We start from the raw sequence: 19,689 nt of genomic DNA, 5'->3' as shown, positions 1-19,689 counted from the left end.
ATTCCGATATGAATGATACACTAAAGAAAGCTATGCTTTTTGCCGCGGTGACAACGGTTTCCGGTGCCTTCGCGTCTGAGATCGTAGCTCAACCTGCTGCTTCCAAGGCTGCAAAGGTTGGCCGTTTTGACGAGCAGATTGCTCTGATGCCGGACTCCATTGCCGCTCCGCTTAAGGAACAGCTCAAGTGGATGGATGAATCTACTGTTTTCCAGATTGTGGAAACTCACGGTGGTGGCTATTCCATTCTTTATAAGACATACGAACAGTCCGTTCGCGCCCGCGATATTCGCGATTCCGTTGAAAATGCCAACGGTACGGCTGTGCTTCCGATTGCTAAGGCTAAGCTCGGCAGCGAATACTGCCAGGGCAAGATGGAAGGTGGCAAGTGCCATGGTGAAGTCCAGAAGTTCACCCTTGGCAAGCTCGTCGAATTCCAGGCAACAGGCCTCATCGTCGTGATGTCTGTGATCATTGGCCTCCTCGTCCTCTGCACTATCATGAGCGCAATCATGAAGAAGCTCGGTTTGGACAAGGTCAAGGCTCCGGCTCCTGCTAAGAAGGCTGCTCCGGCCGCTGCCGCTGCTGCCGCTCCGGCTCCTGCGGTTCGTGCTCCGGCTCACTGCGACTGGGATCCGAATGCAAAGAGCATCCATCCGGGATTCACCAACAAGCAGCTCCAGGCGTTCCTCGGCATTGCCGCCGTCGCCGCTCTCGAAGAACATCCGGGACTGACAAATGAACAGTTCCTCGTGATCGCTACCGCTGCTGCAACGCAGGCTCTTGGTCAGCCCTGCCGCGTGACCGCTTACAGAAACATTAACTCCCCTGCTTGGACGATCGTCAAGTAAGGTTCAACTTTTAAAACTTAACAGGCTTTTAAGCCAGGAAAAATAAAAATGAAGAAAACAGTCCGTATCAGTTTCGAAGGCAAGACCTACGACGTCGAAGTAGAAGTTCTTGATTCCGCAGTTGCTGCAGCTCCTGCTGCTCCGGTTGCCGCTCCGGCACCGGCTCCTGCTGCTCCGGCAGCCGCTCCGGCCGTCGCTGGTGGCACCGAAGTCAAGAGCCCGCTCGCTGGCTCTGTGTTCAAGCTCAAGGTCAACGTTGGTGACACTGTTGCTGCCAACCAGGAAGTGGCTGTTATCGAAGCCCTCAAGATGGAAAACCCGGTCGTCGCTCCGTGCGCAGGCAAGGTTACCTCTATCTCCGTCAAGGAAACCGACACTGTTACTGATGGCCAGGTCTTGATGACCATTGCCTAATGAGGTAAAAGTCAATGAGTGGAATTATTAACTCAGTCGCGGACTTCGCCTCGAGCACAGGATTCGCGCAGATTACCGTTCCGATGGTAATCATGTGGATCGTGAGCTTCGTGTTGATGTTCCTTGCGATTGTCAAAAAATACGAACCGCTTCTGCTCTTGCCGATTGCTATCGGTGCACTTGCGGTGAACATCCCGTCCGTCGCGTTCTACGACGGTGGCTGGAGCATCGAAGGTATGTTCAGCCCGACTGGCGGTCTCTACTACTACATCAGCCAGGGTATCCATCTGGAACTCTTCCCGCCCATCATCTTCTTGGGCGTGGGTGCCATGACGGACTTTGGACCGCTTATCGCTAATCCGCGTACGCTCATCCTCGGTGGTGGCGCACAGTTTGGCGTGTTCATGACCATGTTTGCAGCTGTCGCTCTCGGTGGCTTTACGCTCGGTGAAGCAGCTTCCATCGGTATTATCGGTGGTGCTGACGGTCCGACGTCCATCTTCACTGCGAACAAGCTTGCTAAGCACCTCATCGGCCCCATCGCCGTTGCTGCCTACACCTACATGGCTCTCGTGCCGCTCATCCAGCCGCCTATCATGCGCGCTATGACGAACGACGCTGAACGCAAGATTCGCATGAAGGCTCTCCGCCAGGTTTCCAAGGCCGAACGCATCGTGTTTGCCGTGATGGTGATGATCGTTTGCGTGCTCGTCGTGCCGGATGCTTCTGCCCTTATCATCATGCTTATGATGGGCAACATCTTCAAGGAAGCTGGTGTCGTTGAACGCCTCGTGAAGACTTCTTCGAACGAACTCATGAACATTGTGACGATCTTCCTCGGCACGTCCGTGGGTCTCACGATGTCTGCTGACATCTTCCTCAAGCCGCAGACTCTCATGATCATCGCTATGGGTGTGGTTGCCTTTGGTTTCTCCACTTTCGGCGGTTTGCTCCTCGCAAAGATCATGAACAAGTGCTCTCCGAAGAACCCGGTGAACCCGCTTATCGGTTCCGCAGGCGTTTCTGCTGTGCCGATGGCTGCCCGTGTTTCTCAGGTTGAAGGTGCCAAGTATGACCCGCAGAACTTCCTCCTCATGCACGCTATGGGCCCGAACGTGTCCGGCGTGATTGGTACGGCAGTTTGCGCTGGTTATATGATCAGCCGCTTGAGCTAGTTTACTGATTCGTCATTGCGAGCAGCGCGAAGCAATCCCAAGATTTTACTGGATCCTTCACGTTGTTCAGGATGACGAAATGAAAACTTTAAATTCCCTCGGCATTACGCCGGGGGATTTTTTTGTTTTATAGAATTTCACTTTTGTTTTATGGATAAATACTTTTTTGTGTTTTATTTTATAATTGTTGAAATTTGTTTAAAAACGCCATTTTTGTTTTCGCAAAAATATTGCAGACAAGAGTGTGATTTTTTAATTTTAAATTCATGAAGTCTGTAACTGAATATAAGGAATACCGCGAATATGTGCTGGATTACTATCGCGAGCGCAAGCGGTGTTCTGCTTTTACATGGCGTGAATTTGCAAGGCTGGCTGGGTTTGCATCAGGTTCTTATTTGAAGCTTGTGTGTGACGGTAAGACTCGTCTCCGTGAAGAAGGTGCGAAAAAGACGGCGCTTGCCATGGGTTTGGCAGGTTTCGAATTAGATTATTTTGTCTTGATGGTGCGTTATGAAAACGCCAAGACCGATCAAGAAAAGAAGAAGTGCTTTGAAGAGATACAGGCTCTTGGCGATGCGAACCGCGTGAAAATTCTCGGAAGCGAAATGTACACCTTCTATGAAACCTGGAAACATTCCGTGGTTCGCGAGCTGGCGGTTGCCATGCCTGGCGCAAAGCCGAACGAAATTGCCAAGGTGTGCAAGCCAGCGATTTCTGCGGCGGATGTCAGCGAAAGCTTGCGTTTTTTGGTCAAGACTGGCTTTTTGACGCGCGATATCAAAGGAAATTATCACCAGGCGAATGTTTCGCTGTCGACTGGAAATCTGAACGTGGTTGCCGTGGCGGTACATTCGCTATTGCGGCAGATGGGCGAATTTGCATTGGACGCTTTGGATAAGCTCCCCATTTCGGAACGTCACTTTAGCGGAATTACAATGGGCGTGACGGAAGAAAGTTATGCCAAAGTCGTTCATGAAATTGCGGCGTTCCGCAAGCACATCGTTTCGATGGTCGCGAACGATAAAAACCCTAAAAAAATTTGTCGATTGAATGTTCAGTTTTTCCCGCTGACGGAAGATTTGACATAAACGAGTGAGAATGATGATGAAGATGATGAAGCTTTTGTTGATGCATGCGCTAGGTCTTGCGATTTGCGCATGCACAGAGAACAATCCTTCTTTGGAATTGGCCGTAGATGAAGACCCTGCAATTCCTGGCAAGGAAATTACAGGCGTGTCGCAAAAGGGGCCGTTTTTGCTCGGTTCTTCTGTGACGATACAGGAACTTGACGGTGATTCGTTGAATCAGACGGGAAAGAGTTTTAAAGCATCTGTTAAAAGCAAGAGCGGAGACTTTGCGGTAAATGTGGAAGACCTGGTCTCGCAATATGTGCTTCTTGAAATTAAGGGCTATTATTATAATGAAGTGACAGATGAAAACTCTGAAGGCGTGATTATGTTGAACGCTGTTGCTGATTTGAATGACCGTGATCGCGTGAATGTGAATGTGTTTACGCATTTGGTAACGGACCGCGTATTGCATTTGGTACAAAAGCAGGGAATGTCCTTTGCCGATGCCAAGAAACAGGCCGAAAAGGAAATTTATTCGTCGTTTGGATTTGTAGGCGAATTGCCGCCTCCTGAAGATATGAATGTTCTTTCTTTTGACGATGGTGCAGGGGCACTTCTTGCTGCCAGTGTTTTGTTGCAAAATGAAGGATCTTCTGCGGATCTTTCCGAAAGACTAGCCTTGGTTTCGCTTTCTATTGCGGATAGCGGTGTATGGAACGACTCCATAAAGACTGAAGTTGCGGATTGGGCGATGTACGCAACTGCAGATCTTTTGGGAGATTATGAATCCGGTTGGTTGTGGTGGCGGGTTCAGGGTAACATGGCGCGTTTTATATATCATATAGATTTATGGGATCATCGTTTTGAACTTGACCGTTATCCTCTCCCACCTTTTGAAAAGTATATCAATAATTTTTGGTCAAATGTGTATGGTCTAGGCGTATGTTCTGAATCGAATAAAGGTGAAGTAAAGTTGAATGAAAACAAAGAAAGTCGTTTTTATAAACATGCTTTTGCATGTAACGATAGTTTGCGATGGATGATCAATGCAGAGTACCTTCAAAACAAGTATTATGAAATGAATTCTGACGGTGAGACCCAAAAGAGGTGGAGCGCTGCAAATATGCAGTGTGATGAAAGCTTGTCCTCATTTGAAGAACCGGAAAAGCGTTGTGGAATTTATGGAGGCGTGTTTAGCTTTGATAATGCGGATAGTGCTTGCAAAGGCAAATATGGTTATTGGCTTAATGGAGTTTATTATAGATTCAGCCATGTGCCCACTCGTGCGGAAATGCAATCGTTGATTGATTCGTATGGCGGGGCCGCCGAAGCGGCTGCCGGCTTGCGCTCCCCAAGCGGTTTTGCGGCGTTGCTGGGAGGATATCATGACCCTGATGTGGATTCCCTTTATGTCGGGTTCGGTGAATCAGCGATGTTTTGGACATCGTCAAGTGAAATCTTTGACAGTGATGTGTACTATTACTTTATGCGAGTCGATTCTAATGAAGCTGTGATTGACAGTACTCGTAATCCGAATTTGGAAATGTCTGTCCGCTGTGTGGTTGAAGATGGTTATGAAGAATAGGATGGTGAATATGAAAAAGATTTTTGGAATACTTGCATTTGCAGGATTGCTTGTCAGTTGTTCGACGGACGGTGTTGTTGCCGAACCAGAAAATGATAATTCGTTGGAAACAGAAAAGCCATTAAAATTGACTATCGTAGGTGAATCTCAGAAAGGACCGTTTTTTGTTGGTTCTTCTGTAACCGTACAGGAAATCGATAGCACTTCTTTTGTCCAGACTGGAAAGAGTTTCAAGGGAAAGGTCGTGAATGAAAAGGGAGGTTTTTCTGTTGAAAATGTGAAAGTATCCTCTCCGTATGCGCTATTGGAAGTTGAAGGATATTTTAGGAACGAAATGACTGGAGTAAAATCGCAAAATACGATAAACATGGTGGCGATATGCAATATGACGGACCGTTCCCAGGTGAATATCAACTTGCTTACCCATCTGGAATTTGAACGCGTTCAAACGCTTCTTGCACAAGGCATGACCATTGCAGAAGCGAAACGCAAGGCCCACGAGGAAATATTCTCGGTGTTTTTCGGTAGCAGCAATTATGAAATGCCTGAAGATTTGGACATTTTTGGTGGGAGTGATTCGGATGGCGCCTTGCTTGCGATATCCGTACTTATGCTGGGGAATGCCAGTGAAGCTGAATTTATGGAACGCTTGCTGAAGTTGGGGTTGGACCTTGCCGATGACGGAATATGGAATGATTCGCTTCTTAAGGCTGAACTTGCGGATTGGGCTTGCATAACGGATTTGACGGACGGGTTTCCGTTTATTCGCCACAATATGGAGTCTTGGAAGCTGTCGGATAGTGTTGCCCGTTTTGAACCTAAGATTCGAGCATTCTGGGAAGATTTGTACGGACTTGGAGAATGTGGTACGAATGAAGTGGGAACCGTAAAGAAGAATAAGCTCTCTACAAGTTCTTTTTATGCTATGGAATTTAAATGTAGCGAAGCGGGGCGTTGGGAAAAGGATTACTTAGGTCGCTTTTTAGGGTGCGATTCGTGTGGTCTTTTGAATGATGGCCGTAATGGAAAAATTTATAAAACTATAAAGATGAATGGTTTGAATTGGATGGCGCAAAATCTCGATTATGATATTGATGTATCGTTGTCCACAGTTGATAGCGTTTGCCCTACGGGCTGGCGGCTCCCGACACGTACTGAACTTAAGCGCCTCCTTGAATATGCTTCAAAGGATGGGTATGAAAGCTGGCTTTCTGAAAATGGTTGGCATGCGACATCTGGGAATTATTGGAGTTCTACAAAAGATCTCTATTCTAAGGATCGGGTTGATCGCAATACGAATTTGGTGAGAGGAGAATTATGGAGACTTGATGTTTCAAGCATGTTTTGGGAACAACTTGATGGCTCGGAGACTGGTGTCCGTTGTGTAGAAGGGGAACCTCCTGTGCCTGATATTTTGCCTGTCAGCGAAGCTGTTCCGGGAACATTTACAGATGAAAGAGATGGAAAGATTTATAAAACGGTTACGATAAAAAATCAGGTATGGATGGCGGAAAAAATGAACAGTGCCATTGGGGATACCGTTATGATATCGTATGTGACTGGTTACCCGTATAACCCGCGTTGCTTGACGGCGACACCTTATTCGCAACCGGATAAGCAGACGGAATGTGCTGAGGGAAGAAAATATACATGGGCTGATGCGCAGACTATTTGCCCTGAAGGTTGGAAACTCCCGAGTAAGGAAGATGTTGAACAGCTGCTTGATTTGGTAGGCGGGGCGATAGGATCCTCTCCTTTATTGACGACTGGATATTATAACAGCGAGAATATATACGGCTTTTCAGCTTGGAGCCCAGGGGACTATCTATATGTAGAATCAAAAAATCCTTTTGACGGTTCGATAAGAGGAGGCGTGCAGGATGTCAGAATTGCATTTTGGTTGTCGGATTCTGAAGATGCCGCAAATGCATATCTGTGGATTATGGATAGATATGATTCGTCTTTTGATACCTATGAAAAAAAAGAGAATATTTCTGTTCGTTGTATGAAAAATCTTTAGTGCCCAGGAGCAAATAAACGAGTGAGTGGAATTATGAGAATTAAAAAGTATTTATTGATTGCCTTGTCGGGAATCTTTTTTGCGGCGTGTTCTGGAAGAGATTTTGCAGGAACAAGTGAAGAAAGCGAAGGCGTTGTTGCTATCAAGGATAAGCAAATTGCCGGTGTGACGCAAAAAGGGCCTTTCTTGCTCGGCTCCTCGGTGACAATCCAAGGCCTCGATGGCAATACTTTGGTACAAACAGGGAAGAGCTTTAAGGCTCTTGTCAAAAGTAACAAGGGCGACTTTGAAATCAAGGATGTTAGCTTATCTTCGCAATATGCGCTTTTTGAAGTCAACGGCTATTTCCGTGATGAATATACCGGGAATATTTCTGATATCAAGATTTCTTTGAATGCGATTGCTGATTTGAAAGATCGTAATCGCGTGAATGTTAATGTGGTGACGCACTTGGTTGCTGGCCGTATGCTTTTCCTTGTGCAGAAAAAGGGAATGTCTTTTAAGGATGCCAAGAAACAGGCCGAAATGGAACTGTTCTCGTCCTTTGGCTTTGTGAAGGGCGATGAATCGCCTGAAGATATGGACATTTTCGTTGGCGAGAGTGGGGCGGCTTTGCTTGCTATCAGTATTTTGCTACGATCCGAAGACGACAGAACTGCAGACTTTATGGAATGGCTGTCTGCGATGTCGTATTCTTTTGCAAATAGCGGAGTTTGGGAAGACGACGAAAAAACATATATCGCAGAACGATTTATGAATGCGGAGATGCTTCAACGAAGTAATAAACCTCTTGAATATTATGATGTGGATGTAAAGAAAATTAGAGAATATTTGGAAACTTGGGACGATTCTATTCCTCCGTTTGAAAAGTATACAAATCGCTATTGGGCTCACATGATTGGCTTGGGCCTATGCGCAGAAAATAATGTATATGAAATCCAGAGAAGTGGAAAAAGTGATGATTCTGAATCGGATGGTGACGAATATGTTTGTAATCCGGATCAGCATTGGAGTTTAATGGCTAATAGAGATGTGCCTGGTGCTTTTTATGTAGATACCTCAGGTAATAGGGCCTATTATGATGAAGTCGATAGCAATTACTGGTTTGCTGAAAATATGAAACATGAATATCAAAACTGTGAAGAAGGCTCTTTTGCTCGTGGGTGCCTGCTCTATTCCGGTTGGGCGAATGATGAATCATGTCCTAGTGGATTCCATTTGCCGTCAAGGGATGAATTCCGGCATTTGATTGATGCCTATGGTGGTTCGAAGAATGCCGCTGCCGCATTGCGTTCGCCGAAGGGTTTTGGCGCTACATTCTTTAAATACAGCAATGATGATGGGGAACCCTTGGCCAAGTTCTGTAGTTCAGATCGCGAGAAAAAGAAGAGCGGACGGACCTACTATTATTTCATGCGCGTTGATTCGAAAGAGGCTGTGATTGATAGTACAACATTCGATTTGTGCTCCGTTCGCTGCTTGAAGGATCGTTAGATCTTTAATTAGGGCCTATTGAAACTTTGTAAAAAAGGAAAGTTGGAAATGAAAAAGAAAGTATTTGTGTTGGCTGCCGTTTTTTTCGGGCTTTTTATAGGATGTACTGGAGGAAATCCTACAGAACCGCTGAATGGGAGCGATAGTTCCGTTCTCGTTGATGGACGCGATGGCAATGTTTATCGTACGGTGAACATGGCGGGTTTAAAATGGATGGCCGAAAACCTCAGGTACTATAACATGGATAAGGTTCTTGGTTGTAGCCTTGATCCAAGTAGTGAAGAAAGTCGTATTCCGAAGTGCTACCTTGGAGATTGCCAGTCCTATGGCTATTTCTATGATAATTTGAAAAATGTGTGTCCCGAAGGATGGCGGCTTCCGACGCGAGATGATTATGCCCGTCTTCTTGCGGAAACATCGGTGGGTGGATACCAGGAACTATTTGCGTCAACAGGATGGAATGCTCCGGTTTCTCTTGATGGGGATACGATTTTGTTTGCGACTTCGTCCGTAATGGACTTGTTTGTTAACGGAGAAGAAAAAGCACTTTTATTCGGCTTGTCAAGAAATGGTAATGTGCTAAATGCAGAAATGGAGTTCGGGTCTGATAATGTGGATGATGCGTTTGTTCGCTGTGTCGAAGGCACTTCTATCATCCGAAAAGGCTTGCCGCCAAGCGAAGCTATTGCAGGTACATTCACGGATACGCGAAATGGAGTTACCTATAAGACGGTAACCTTGAAAGACCAAGTATGGATGGCCCAAAATTTGGATTACGATGCTGGTGAGGATGAATCTTTTTGTAGAAATGGGCCGAGAGTAATTGGTTTTGGTGGATATTATAATACGGAATATGATACTTGCGCAATAGGTTACGATTATTCGTGGTCTATGGCCCAGCAGGTATGCCCCGAAGGTTGGCGAGTTCCGAGTGTCGCTGATGTTGAAAAGTTGATAAACACGGTGGGTGGCGCCATTGGGGCGGCTCCGCTACTGACTACTGGCTTTCCGAATAGCGACGATTATTACAATGTCTATGATTTTTCTGCTATTGCTACGGATTATAATGTGTCAAAGTATTGGTCTCTGTCGCTTGCCGCTCACTTTTGGACATCGGATTCTCTCGATTCGGAAAAGGCTTATCGCTGGACTTTGGATTGGTACGATGCATCGATTGAACCTGTCTATTCGAACGAATATCAAGAAGTTGTTGAATATGCGCAATCGGAACCTGAAATTGAAACGAAACAGAATTATTATCCGGTCCGTTGTATGAAGAATCTTTAATCTGTTTAGGATGCATAAATTTGTTTGCTGTTTTTAGGAGGAAAATGGGTCTGCCAGATTTGGCAGGCCTTTTCATGTTCTCAGAACATGCGGTCATATTCTAAAATATTAGAATTTTTAAAATTTTAGCAAAAAGTGGTAAAATTTGACGAAAAACGCCAATTTTATGTTCTGAATGTACTGGAAAAGTTATATTTGTACTCATGAAGGAAATCGTTGAATATACGGATTATCGCAAGTACATCCAGGACTACTATGACGAGCGCAAACGCACTTCGGCATTCTCTTGGCATATGTTTGCGCAGAAGGCGGGTTTTGCGTCGGATGTCTATCTGAAGTATGTTTGCGAGGGAAAGAAAAATCTGAGTGTCGGTTCTGCGGGTTCTGTTGCAAGTGCCATGGGCCTTGTCGGATTTGAACAGACTTACTTTGTCTTGATGGTCTCGTATGCGCATGCGAAAGATGACAAGACGAAGCGCGCTGCATTTGAAGAACGATGTGCGCTTGCGAATGCGCACAAGATGCGTGTTCTTGGGGATGAAGAGTTCAATTATTTCAAATCGTGGAAAAATTCCGTGATTCGAGAATTGGCTCCGCACATGCCCGGCGCAAAGCCTCTCGAAATGGCGCGAGCTTGCAAACAAAAGATTTCTGCAGCGGAAGTTTCCGAGACGCTTGATTTTTTGGTAAAGGCAAAACTTTTAAAGAAAGACAAAAACGGAAATTACCAGCAAACGGATAAGGCCATCAGGATGGCGCCTGTGGAGGCGGTTCCCTTGGCGGCTCGTGATTTACAGCGCCAGATGGGAGAGTTTGCGATACAGTCGCTTGATTTGCCTCTTTCTGAACGCATGATTTCGGGCTATACGCTTGGCCTTACGCGTCGCGCGTACGAACGCATCAAAAAAGAGACGGAAGATTATTACCGCCGCGTGGTGGCGATTGCGACTGATGAAGATGAAACGGAACAGGTTTACCGCTTGAACGTGCAGTTGTTCCCGCTGAGCGAACGATTGAATAAAAATGAAACGGATTTAAATAAGGAAGAGAAAAATGAGAAATAACTTGTATAAATTATTTGGCAATGTCTTTCCGGCCATTGCTGTGGTATCCTTGATTCTTGCGGCGTGTTCTTCTGAAAAGGTCGCGGGCGGTGCTTCGGGTGATGCGGGCGTTGTAGCCATCAAGGACCTAGATGTGGCCGGCTTGGCGCAAAAGGGGCCGTTTGTGAAGGGGTCTGAGGTGACGGTGCAAGGCCTTGACTGCAAGACCATGGAATTCACGGAGGAGAAATTCACGGGAAAAGTCAAGAGCAACAAGGGTGACTTTGGCGTTGACGATGTGAACCTCTCGGCGTCTTGCGCTTTATTCGAGGTCTCCGGCTATTACCTCAATGAATTTACTGGTGAGAAGTCTTCGAATAAGTTGACGCTTCATGCAATCTCGGATTTGAGCGACAGAAAGTCTGTGAACATCAACGTGCTCACGGAATTGGAATACGAGCGTGTGATGAACCTGGTCTCTAAAGAGAAAATGTCCTTTGCCGATGCGAAAATGCAGGCCGAAAAAGAAGTCCTTGCATCGTTGGGCATAATGGACCTTTTTGAGTCGTTTGAAGGCATGAGCATTTATGAAAAGGGCGATGGAAACTCGACTCTCCTTGCAACGAGTGTGTTGTTGCAATCGGATTTGAGTGCCGAAGAATTGACAGATCGTATAGATGCTATTGCTTCGTCTATCACGAAGACTGGTGAATGGAACGACGAAAAAACAAAAACGAAAATGGCGGATTGGGCAAGCGCTGCTAAGGACGATGGTAAATTTGAAACAGTCCGCGACAATCTAGAGAAGTGGAGCGGGTCCGATGAAATTCCTGCGTTTGAAGAGGTTGTTGAAGATTTTGGGACCGCTCAGAAAATCCCCGAAGGATGGAGCTGGGATGTGCCTAAGGAAGCACGCCTGAATCCGAAAATCAAATACGATTCGATGATTGACCCGCGCGACAAGAAGGTTTACAAGGTTGTGAAAATTGACGTGCCAGACACGAATTATTCGCAGGTGTGGATGGCAGAAAACTTGAACTATGCCGATAGCGTCAAGACTCCGAGCTTGAAGGGCCGCAACTGGTGCTACAACAATGATGAAAAGAATTGCAATGTGGGTGGCCGCTATTACACCTGGGCAGCAGCAATCGATTCTGTCGCTTTGGCGAACGATCCGAAGGAACCGTTGGATTGCGGTTATGGCAAGACGTGCGGACTCAATCATAGTGTTCAGGGAATTTGCCCGGATGGTTGGCATTTGCCGACACTCCGTGAATGGAGTTTGTTGTGTGAGGCTATAGGGGATTACAGTACGTGTGGAAAGCCTCTCAAGGCTTTGAGCGGGTGGGACTATGCCGGAACGCCTAACAATAACGGTACTGATAAATATGGCTTTGCATCACTTCCGACCGGAAGAAGGCTTTCTGCAACTAGTTGGGAAAAGGTGGGTTCGGATGTTTATTACTGGAGCGCCACCGAATACAGTGTCGATGATGGTCGATATTTCAATATAAACAACATTTATACTCAAACTTATACGTATCAGAATAGCAAGTCTTATGGACAAAGTGTCCGTTGCGTCAAAGGGGATCCTTCGACTGCGCCGGTAAGGCCTTCTTCAAGTTCTAGTGATACCGAAGGATGGAGCTGGGATGTGCCCAAGGAAGCTCGCCTGAATCCGAAAATCAAATATGACTCGATGGTCGACCCGCGTGACAAGCAAGTGTATAAGGTTGTGAAAATTGACGTGCCAGACACGAATTATTCGCAGGTGTGGATGGCAGAAAACTTGAACTATGCCGATAGCGTCAAGACTCCGAGCTTGAAGGGCCGCAACTGGTGCTACAACAATGATGAAAAGAATTGCAATGTGGGTGGCCGCTATTACACCTGGGCAGCAGCAATCGATTCTGTCGCTTTGGCGAACGATCCGAAGGAACCGTTGGATTGCGGTTATGGCAAGACGTGCGGACTCAATCATAGTGTTCAGGGAATTTGCCCGGATGGTTGGCATTTGCCGACACTCCGTGAATGGAGTTTGTTGTGTGAGGCTATAGGGGATTACAGTACGTGTGGAAAGCCTCTCAAGGCTTTGAGCGGGTGGGACTATGCCGGAACGCCTAACAATAACGGTACTGATAAATATGGCTTTGCATCACTTCCGACCGGAAGAAGGCTTTCTGCAACTAGTTGGGAAAAGGTGGGTTCGGATGTTTATTACTGGAGCGCCACCGAATACAGTGTCGATGATGGTCGATATTTCAATATAAACAACATTTATACTCAAACTTATACGTATCAGAATAGCAAGTCTTATGGACAAAGTGTCCGTTGTGTCAAGGGGGATCCTTCGACAGCTCCGGTAAGACCTTCTAACTAAATAACGTCTACACCAATTCTTATGCGTACTAGAATTACAAGTACTATGGACAAAGTGTCCGTTGCGTGAAAGACGTTGAAAAAAAACTTTTAAATAAGGAGGGAAGCCCCCGCGGACAAAGTACCGCGGGGTTTTCTTGTATTCCTGGAATACGTGTTTTGTGTTCCGAAATGCTAAAATTTGCGTAAATTTTGAGAAAATGGTAAAATTTGACTAAAAACGCCATTTTTGTATTCCGAAATGTACGGAAATGTCTATATTTGTACACATGAAGGAGATCGTAGAATACACAGATTACCGCAAGTTCATCCAGGATTACTACGATGAACGCAAGCGCAGCTCGGCTTTTACGTGGCGCGAGTTTGCCCGTGATGCGGGATTTTCGTCGGCTGTGTATTTGAAGTACGTTTGCGAGGGCAAAAAGAATCTGAGTGTAGGGTCGGCGGGATCCGTTGCTGCGGCGATGGGGCTTGCCGGGTTCGAACAGACGTACTTTGTTCTGATGGTTTCGTATGCGCATGCGAAAGATGACAAAGCGAGACGTGCCGCGTTCGAAGAACGCTGTGCGCTTGCGCATGCCCACAAGGTGCGTGTGCTCGGGAACGAGGAATTCGATTATTTCAAGTCGTGGAAGAATCCGGTATTGCGCGAGATTGCTCCGCACATGCCTGGTGCAAAGCCTCTTGAAATGGCTCGTAAGTGCAAGCCGCAGATTTCTGCGGCGGAGGTCTCCGAGACGCTTGACTTTTTGGTACGCGCAAAGCTCTTGAAGAAGGACAAGAGCGGAAACTACGAACAGACGGACAAGTCGTTATCGATGGGGTCGGTCGATGCAGTGCCTGTGGCGGCCCGCGATATGCAACGTCAGATGGGGGAATTTGCGGTGAAGGCTTTGGACTTGCCGCTTTCGGAACGTGACATGTCGGGGCTTACCATGGGGCTCACGCACCGTGCATACGAAAAAATCAGGAAGGAAATCGCGGATTTTCGCCGTCGCATTGTGGCGATTGCGAGTGAGGACGACGAGACGGAACAGGTGTACCGCCTGAATTTGCAGTTGTTCCCACTGAGCGAACGCCTCGACGATTGCGGTGAGCGTGATGAACATACGGAAAAGGTTTTGAATCCAAATAAAGTGCTAGGAATGAGGAGAAAGTGAAATGAAAAAGAGTGTGTTAGGAATGATTAAGGATGCGTTTGTGCAGCCGCTTGCGTTTGTCGCGTCGTGTGCTTTTGTCGTGGCCTGTACGTCGTCCAATGGCGATGGCTTTGCGGGCGGTACTACGGAAGATGCGGGGATCATCGCTGACTTGAATGTGGCTGGCGTGGCGCAGAAGGGCCCGTTTGTCAAGGGTTCTGATGTGACTGTGCAGGGTATCGACTGCAAGACGATGAAACTGACTGGCGAAAAGTTCGAAGGCAAGATTAATAACGACAAAGGTGAATTTGTTGTTGATAGTGTTGCTTTGTCTTCTGAATGTGCCGTGCTCGAAGTTTCGGGCTATTACATGAACGAACTTACCGGAAAGAAGTCTGCCAAGAAGTTGACTCTCCGTGCGCTGACGAACCTCAAGGACCGCAAGAATGTAAACATCAATGTGCTCACGGAATTGGAATACGAACGAGTGATGAACTTGGTGGCCGGACTGAAGAAGTCTTTTGCCGAGGCAAAGAAACAGGCTGAAAAGGAAGTGTTGGCGTCGTTTAACATCAAGGGCGACTTTGATGAAGCGGAAGACTTGAATGCTTTTGAGAAAGGTGATGGTAATGCGGCCCTCCTGGCGGTGAGCGTGCTGACTCTGGCGACTGCTGGCGAGGCCGAAGTTTCGGAACGCTTGGAAGAATACTCCACCGCGATTGCGGATAACGGTTCGCTTGATGAAGACACGAAGACGGGAATGACGAATTGGGCGTCGGCTGCTGCGGCAAGCGGCTCGCTCGATACAATTCGCGAAAACATCGAAAGCTGGGGCTACGCTGATTCTGTGCCTGCATTTGAAACGTATGTGAAAGAATTTGCCGAGGGTGTCATCCCGAGCAGCAGTTCCAAGGCAGTCATCCCGGACTCCGTTGCTCTGAGCAGCGACGATCATGAAAAGTCTAGCAGCAGTAAAGGTGATTCCGGCACTAAGGCCGGAATGACAAGTAGCAGCTCGGTCACTTCGGCAGGCTCAGTGACCTCGTCATCCTCGACCACGATCGAGGATCCAAGAGCATCCTACTTAAATCCAAATATTAATTATGGTGAAATGACCGATCCCCGTGATGGACAAGTGTACAAGACCGTAAAAATCGGCGACCAAGTTTGGATGGCGCAGAATTTGAACTACGACGATAGCGTAAAAACGCCGAGCTTGAAAGAAAATTCTTGGTGCTACAACGATTCCTCGGAATACTGCGAAAAGTATGGTCGGCTTTACAGTTGGGCTGCTGCAAAGGATGTTTGCCCTACTGGATGGCATTTACCGTCGGAAGATGAATTAGATGATTTGATTGATTCTGTAGCCCGTTCGGCTTCGGTGGGAAAATCTCTTCAGACAAAACTTTGGGATTCCGGTACGGATGCTTATGGCTTTTCTGCAATTCCGGCTGGCCGCAGGGATGATAGTGGCTGGTATACGGGGGAATCGGCTGCGTTTTGGAGCTCTACGGCGGAAAGTAAAGGTTATGCGTTCTATATGTTTATTTTTGCAAGTGGAGATGCTCGTTTGGGTGTTCTTTCTGAAAAATATGGGGCGTCTGTCCGCTGCATCCAGGGAGAAGTGATTGCGGATTCGTCATCCTCTGGCAAAGACAGTCTTAATTTTGATTGGAGCATTCCCAAAGAAAATTATTTGAATCCGAATATCCATTATGATTCTCTTGTTGATGATCGTGACGGACAAGTTTATAAAACTGTTGGAATCGGAAGCCAAGTTTGGATGGCCCAAAACTTGAATTATGCCGATAGCGTACAAACTCCGAGTTTGAAGGGCTTGATTTGGTGCTATGGGAATGACAGTGCCAAATGCGAAGCTGTTGGTCATCTTTATTCATGGTCGGCGGCGATTGATTCTGTTGCTTTGGCGAATGATCCTGCTAATCCGCTGATTTGTGGCAGGGGCAAGTTGTGTGAAATGCCGACTAGAGTGCAGGGCGTTTGTCCGAACGGTTGGCATTTGCCTGATACGACGGAATGGGAAAATTTGTTTGCTGCTGTGGGTGGACGTTCTACAGCGAGCGATGTTCTTAGGTCTAGCGATGGTTGGTATTATAACAAGAATGGAACAAATGCTTATGGATTTACCGCGCTTCCTGCGGGCTATGGAGGTGACGGTTGCTCATTTGGTGGCGATACTAGTAATGGTTTCTTTTGGACTGCGACTCAAACCGGTGAAGACGATGCCTATTATGTGCTATTGAGCGTTTATAATGAGGGGCCTCGCGTGACTTCGGAGGGTAAGAATTTTGGTCTTTCTGTTCGCTGCGTAAAAGATTAGTGTTTGAAAAAAAGGAGAAGGAAAGTGAAGAAATTCATAAGTAAATCAATTACTTTGTTGATGGCAATTGCTTCGGTGGGGATGCTCTCGGCTTGCCTGGATGATAAAGTTGCAGGCGGCGTCACGGAAGATGCTGGGCTTGCCATTAAGGACTTGGATGTGGCGGGTTTGGCGCAAAAGGGCCCGTTTGTCAAGGGCTCTGTAGTGACGGTGCAGGGTGTCAATTGCAAGACGATGAAGTTCACGGAAGAAGAATTCACGGGGAAGGTCAAGAGCAACAAGGGCGACTTTGGCGTTGACGATGTGAATCTCTCTGCGACTTGCGCGTTGTTTGCGGTATCCGGCTATTACATGAATGAATTTACCGGTGAGAAATCTTCGGATAAGTTGACGCTCCATGCGATTACGGATTTGAAGGACCGCAAGCATGTGAACATCAACGTGCTTACGGAATTGGAATACGAACGCGTGATGAAGCTTGTCTCCAAAGAGAAAATGTCCTTTGACGATGCTAAGATGCAGGCCGAAAAGGAAATCCTCACGGCGTTGGGCTTGGTGGATCGCTTTGAATCGTTCGAAGGCTTGAGCATTTATGAAAAGGGCGACGGGAATGCAGCCCTCCTTGCGACGAGTGTAATGCTGCAATCGGATTTGGATGCTGAAAAGCTCACGGACCGTTTGGATGGCTTTGCTTCGTCCATCACGGAAAGTGGCGAATGGGACGATGAAAAGACGAAAAAGAAAATGACGGATTGGGCGGATTCTGCAAAGTCCAGGGGCAAATACGAAACGATTCGCGACAATCTTGAAAAATGGAGCGACTCCGATGAAATCCCCGACTTTGAAAAGGTCGTCGATGAGATAAATAAGGATGCCAAGGAAACTACTCAGAAAATCCCTGAAGAGTGGAGCTGGGATGTGCCGCAGTCCGCTCGCCTGAATCCGAACATCAAATACGACTCGATGGTTGACCCGCGCGACAAGCAAGTGTACAAGGTCGTGAAAATTGATGTGCCCGATACAAATTATTCGCAGGTGTGGATGGCAGAAAACTTGAACTATGCCGATAGCGTCAAGACTCCAAGCTTGAAGGGCCGCAACTGGTGCTACAATGATGATGAAAAGAATTGCAATGTGAGTGGCCGTTATTATAGCTGGGCTGCAGCGATTGACTCGGTTGCTTTGGCGAATGATTCCAAGGAGCCGTTGGATTGCGGTTATGGCAAAAAGTGCGGACTTGATCGCGCTGTGCAGGGGATTTGCCCTGAAGGCTGGCATTTGCCGACACTCCGTGAATGGAGCTTGCTGTGTGAGGCTATAGGGGATTACCGTACATGTGGAGAACCGCTCAAGGCTTTGACTGGGTGGAACTATGCCGGAACGCCTAATAATAACGGTACGGATCTTTACGGCTTCGCCGCTCTCCCAACCGGAAGAAGAATTTCTGCAACGAGTTGGGAAAAGGTGGGCTCGGATGTCTATTACTGGAGTTCCACCGAACAGGATGATGATAGAGGTCGATATTTTAATATAAACAACATTTATACTCAAACTTATACCTATCAGAATTCCAAATATTATGGACAAAGTGTCCGTTGCGTGAAGGACTAATTTTTCGTTCTCATCATCCCGAGGCCTCGCTATTCACGGCGGGGTCTTTTTTTTGTATTCCAGGGATACAACTTGTGTTCTAAAATTTTGCAAAATCGTTTAAAAATGACTAAAAACGTAAAAATTAAGCGAAAAACGGCAATTTTTGTATTCCAGTATTATTGAAAAACTATATTTGTAATCATGAAGGCGATTGTTGAATATACAGATTATCGCAAGTTCATCCAGGATTACTACGATGAACGCAAGCGCGACTCCGCTTTTACTTGGCGTGAGTTTGCTCAGAATGCCGGTTTCGCATCGGCAATTTTTTTGAAGTATGTTGCTGAAGGGAAAAAGAATCTGAGCGTTAGTGCCGCAAGTTCTGTTGCGAACGCCATGGGCCTTGCCGGGTTTGAAAAGACGTATTTTGTTTTGATGGTGACGTACGCCCATGCCAAAGGGGACGAGGCCAAAATGGCGGCGTTCGAAAAACGCTGTGCGTTGGCTAGAGCGCATAAGATCCGTGTTCTCGGTGGCGAAGAATTCGATTACTACAAGTCTTGGAAAAATCCGTTGCTCCGTGAACTTGCCCCGAATATGCCTGGCGCAAGACCTGCCGAAATGGCCCGTGCGTGCAAACCGAAAATTTCTACAGCGGAAGCTGTTGAAACGCTTGAGTTTTTGGAAGATGCGAATCTCCTGAAAAAAGACCGTAATGGAAATTACGTACAGACGGATAAGTCCATATCGATGGGCTCCGTGGATGCGGTGCCGATTGCCGCGAAAGATTTACAGCGCCAGATGGGGGAGCTTGCCGTAAAGGCTTTGGACTTGCCGCTTGCGGAACGCTCCATGTCGGGAGTTGTCGTGGGGCTGACGCAGGATTCTTATGAACGGATTAAGAAGGAACTTTTGGAATGCCGTCGCCGTGTTATTGCGATTGCTACGGAAAGTGGCGAAACGCAGCGCGTGTACCGTTTGAATTTGCAGCTGTTCCCGATAAGCGAAGATCTGGAAGTTGCAAACAAGGCTTTAAAAAATAAGGAAGAGAGAAATGAAAAGAAACGGGTTTAGAATGTTTAGGGAAGTTTTTACTTTTGCGTTGGCATTTGCTTTTTTGTCGATGTTTTCGGCATGCTCCGACGACAAAGTCGCGGGTGGTTCTTCGGACGATGCGGGCGTTTACGCCGTCAAGGATTTGGACGTGGCGGGTGTCTCGCAGAAGGGACCGTTCGTCAAGGGTTCTGCGGTGACGGTGCAGGGCATTGATTGCCAAACGATGGAGCTGACTGGCGAAA

The 19,689-nt window shown here is 46.9% G+C and carries 14 protein-coding genes and 1 pseudogene; all 15 read left to right on the top strand.

What is annotated here, in order from left to right; translation table 11 throughout:
- Window positions 1-8 precede the first annotated feature (8 nt).
- Window positions 9-851: a hypothetical protein gene (locus B7991_RS11375; protein ID WP_088630931.1), complete on the top strand. Its 843-nt coding sequence runs from the start codon at window positions 9-11 to the stop codon at window positions 849-851.
- A gap of 48 nt (window positions 852-899) precedes the next feature.
- Window positions 900-1,265 (top strand): acetyl-CoA carboxylase biotin carboxyl carrier protein subunit, encoded by a 366-nt coding sequence (locus B7991_RS11370; protein WP_085492087.1) that lies wholly within the window; start codon window positions 900-902, stop codon window positions 1,263-1,265.
- A gap of 14 nt (window positions 1,266-1,279) precedes the next feature.
- Window positions 1,280-2,440, top strand: coding sequence for a sodium ion-translocating decarboxylase subunit beta (locus tag B7991_RS11365; RefSeq protein WP_014546278.1), 1,161 nt, complete (start codon window positions 1,280-1,282; stop codon window positions 2,438-2,440).
- 266 nt (window positions 2,441-2,706) lie between these two features.
- A complete protein-coding gene (locus B7991_RS11360; RefSeq protein WP_088630930.1) occupies window positions 2,707-3,528 on the top strand; it encodes a TIGR02147 family protein in 822 nt (273 codons plus the stop codon).
- Between the two features lie 10 nt (window positions 3,529-3,538).
- Window positions 3,539-5,095 carry a hypothetical protein gene (locus tag B7991_RS11355; RefSeq protein ID WP_088630929.1) on the top strand — a complete coding sequence of 519 codons (1,557 nt, stop codon included), beginning with the start codon at window positions 3,539-3,541 and terminating at the stop codon, window positions 5,093-5,095.
- Window positions 5,096-5,105: 10 nt separating this feature from the next.
- Window positions 5,106-7,115: an FISUMP domain-containing protein gene (locus B7991_RS11350; protein ID WP_176421803.1), complete on the top strand. Its 2,010-nt coding sequence runs from the start codon at window positions 5,106-5,108 to the stop codon at window positions 7,113-7,115.
- A 33-nt stretch (window positions 7,116-7,148) separates the two neighbouring features.
- A complete protein-coding gene (locus B7991_RS11345) occupies window positions 7,149-8,609 on the top strand; it encodes an FISUMP domain-containing protein (RefSeq protein WP_088630927.1) in 1,461 nt (486 codons plus the stop codon).
- 48 nt (window positions 8,610-8,657) lie between these two features.
- Window positions 8,658-9,896, top strand: coding sequence for an FISUMP domain-containing protein (locus tag B7991_RS11340; RefSeq protein ID WP_088630926.1), 1,239 nt, complete (start codon window positions 8,658-8,660; stop codon window positions 9,894-9,896).
- 203 nt (window positions 9,897-10,099) lie between these two features.
- Entirely contained in the window at window positions 10,100-10,960 is an 861-nt protein-coding gene (locus B7991_RS11335; RefSeq protein ID WP_088630925.1) for a TIGR02147 family protein, read from the top strand.
- Window positions 10,950-13,319, top strand: a complete 2,370-nt coding sequence (locus B7991_RS11330) for a fibrobacter succinogenes major paralogous domain-containing protein (protein ID WP_088630924.1) — start codon at window positions 10,950-10,952, stop codon at window positions 13,317-13,319. Before B7991_RS11335 ends, B7991_RS11330 begins: the two co-directional genes overlap by 11 nt.
- Before the next feature lie 268 nt (window positions 13,320-13,587).
- The gene (locus B7991_RS11325) at window positions 13,588-14,478 is read left to right on the top strand and encodes a TIGR02147 family protein (protein ID WP_254917953.1); all 891 of its coding nucleotides are present in this window, start codon (window positions 13,588-13,590) and stop codon (window positions 14,476-14,478) included.
- A gap of 1 nt (window position 14,479) precedes the next feature.
- Window positions 14,480-16,798 carry a fibrobacter succinogenes major paralogous domain-containing protein gene (locus B7991_RS11320; protein WP_088630922.1) on the top strand — a complete coding sequence of 773 codons (2,319 nt, stop codon included), beginning with the start codon at window positions 14,480-14,482 and terminating at the stop codon, window positions 16,796-16,798.
- A 24-nt stretch (window positions 16,799-16,822) separates the two neighbouring features.
- Window positions 16,823-18,409: a fibrobacter succinogenes major paralogous domain-containing protein gene (locus tag B7991_RS11315; protein ID WP_254917952.1), complete on the top strand. Its 1,587-nt coding sequence runs from the start codon at window positions 16,823-16,825 to the stop codon at window positions 18,407-18,409.
- Window positions 18,410-18,592: 183 nt separating this feature from the next.
- Entirely contained in the window at window positions 18,593-19,465 is an 873-nt protein-coding gene (locus B7991_RS11310) for a TIGR02147 family protein (protein ID WP_088630921.1), read from the top strand.
- A 1-nt stretch (window position 19,466) separates the two neighbouring features.
- A pseudogene (locus B7991_RS11305) lies at window positions 19,467-19,689 on the top strand (hypothetical protein); the annotation flags it as partial.

Origin of the sequence: Fibrobacter sp. UWB3, from assembly GCF_002210405.1 — a bacterium.
GTDB lineage: Bacteria > Fibrobacterota > Fibrobacteria > Fibrobacterales > Fibrobacteraceae > Fibrobacter.
The sequence above is the reverse complement of the archived record's forward strand: the minus strand, read 5'-3'. Positions and strand labels throughout refer to the sequence as shown.

What these genes read in the sequence shown, in the direction of transcription:
- B7991_RS11375 (WP_088630931.1), top strand. Translation starts at nt 9, where the DNA reads ATGAATGATACACTAAAGAAAGCTATGCTTTTTGCCGCGGTGACAACG.
- B7991_RS11370 (WP_085492087.1), top strand. Translation starts at nt 900, where the DNA reads ATGAAGAAAACAGTCCGTATCAGTTTCGAAGGCAAGACCTACGACGTC.
- B7991_RS11365 (WP_014546278.1), top strand. Translation starts at nt 1,280, where the DNA reads ATGAGTGGAATTATTAACTCAGTCGCGGACTTCGCCTCGAGCACAGGA.
- B7991_RS11360 (WP_088630930.1), top strand. Translation starts at nt 2,707, where the DNA reads ATGAAGTCTGTAACTGAATATAAGGAATACCGCGAATATGTGCTGGAT.
- B7991_RS11355 (WP_088630929.1), top strand. Translation starts at nt 3,539, where the DNA reads ATGATGATGAAGATGATGAAGCTTTTGTTGATGCATGCGCTAGGTCTT.
- B7991_RS11350 (WP_176421803.1), top strand. Translation starts at nt 5,106, where the DNA reads ATGAAAAAGATTTTTGGAATACTTGCATTTGCAGGATTGCTTGTCAGT.
- B7991_RS11345 (WP_088630927.1), top strand. Translation starts at nt 7,149, where the DNA reads ATGAGAATTAAAAAGTATTTATTGATTGCCTTGTCGGGAATCTTTTTT.
- B7991_RS11340 (WP_088630926.1), top strand. Translation starts at nt 8,658, where the DNA reads ATGAAAAAGAAAGTATTTGTGTTGGCTGCCGTTTTTTTCGGGCTTTTT.
- B7991_RS11335 (WP_088630925.1), top strand. Translation starts at nt 10,100, where the DNA reads ATGAAGGAAATCGTTGAATATACGGATTATCGCAAGTACATCCAGGAC.
- B7991_RS11330 (WP_088630924.1), top strand. Translation starts at nt 10,950, where the DNA reads ATGAGAAATAACTTGTATAAATTATTTGGCAATGTCTTTCCGGCCATT.
- B7991_RS11325 (WP_254917953.1), top strand. Translation starts at nt 13,588, where the DNA reads ATGAAGGAGATCGTAGAATACACAGATTACCGCAAGTTCATCCAGGAT.
- B7991_RS11320 (WP_088630922.1), top strand. Translation starts at nt 14,480, where the DNA reads ATGAAAAAGAGTGTGTTAGGAATGATTAAGGATGCGTTTGTGCAGCCG.
- B7991_RS11310 (WP_088630921.1), top strand. Translation starts at nt 18,593, where the DNA reads ATGAAGGCGATTGTTGAATATACAGATTATCGCAAGTTCATCCAGGAT.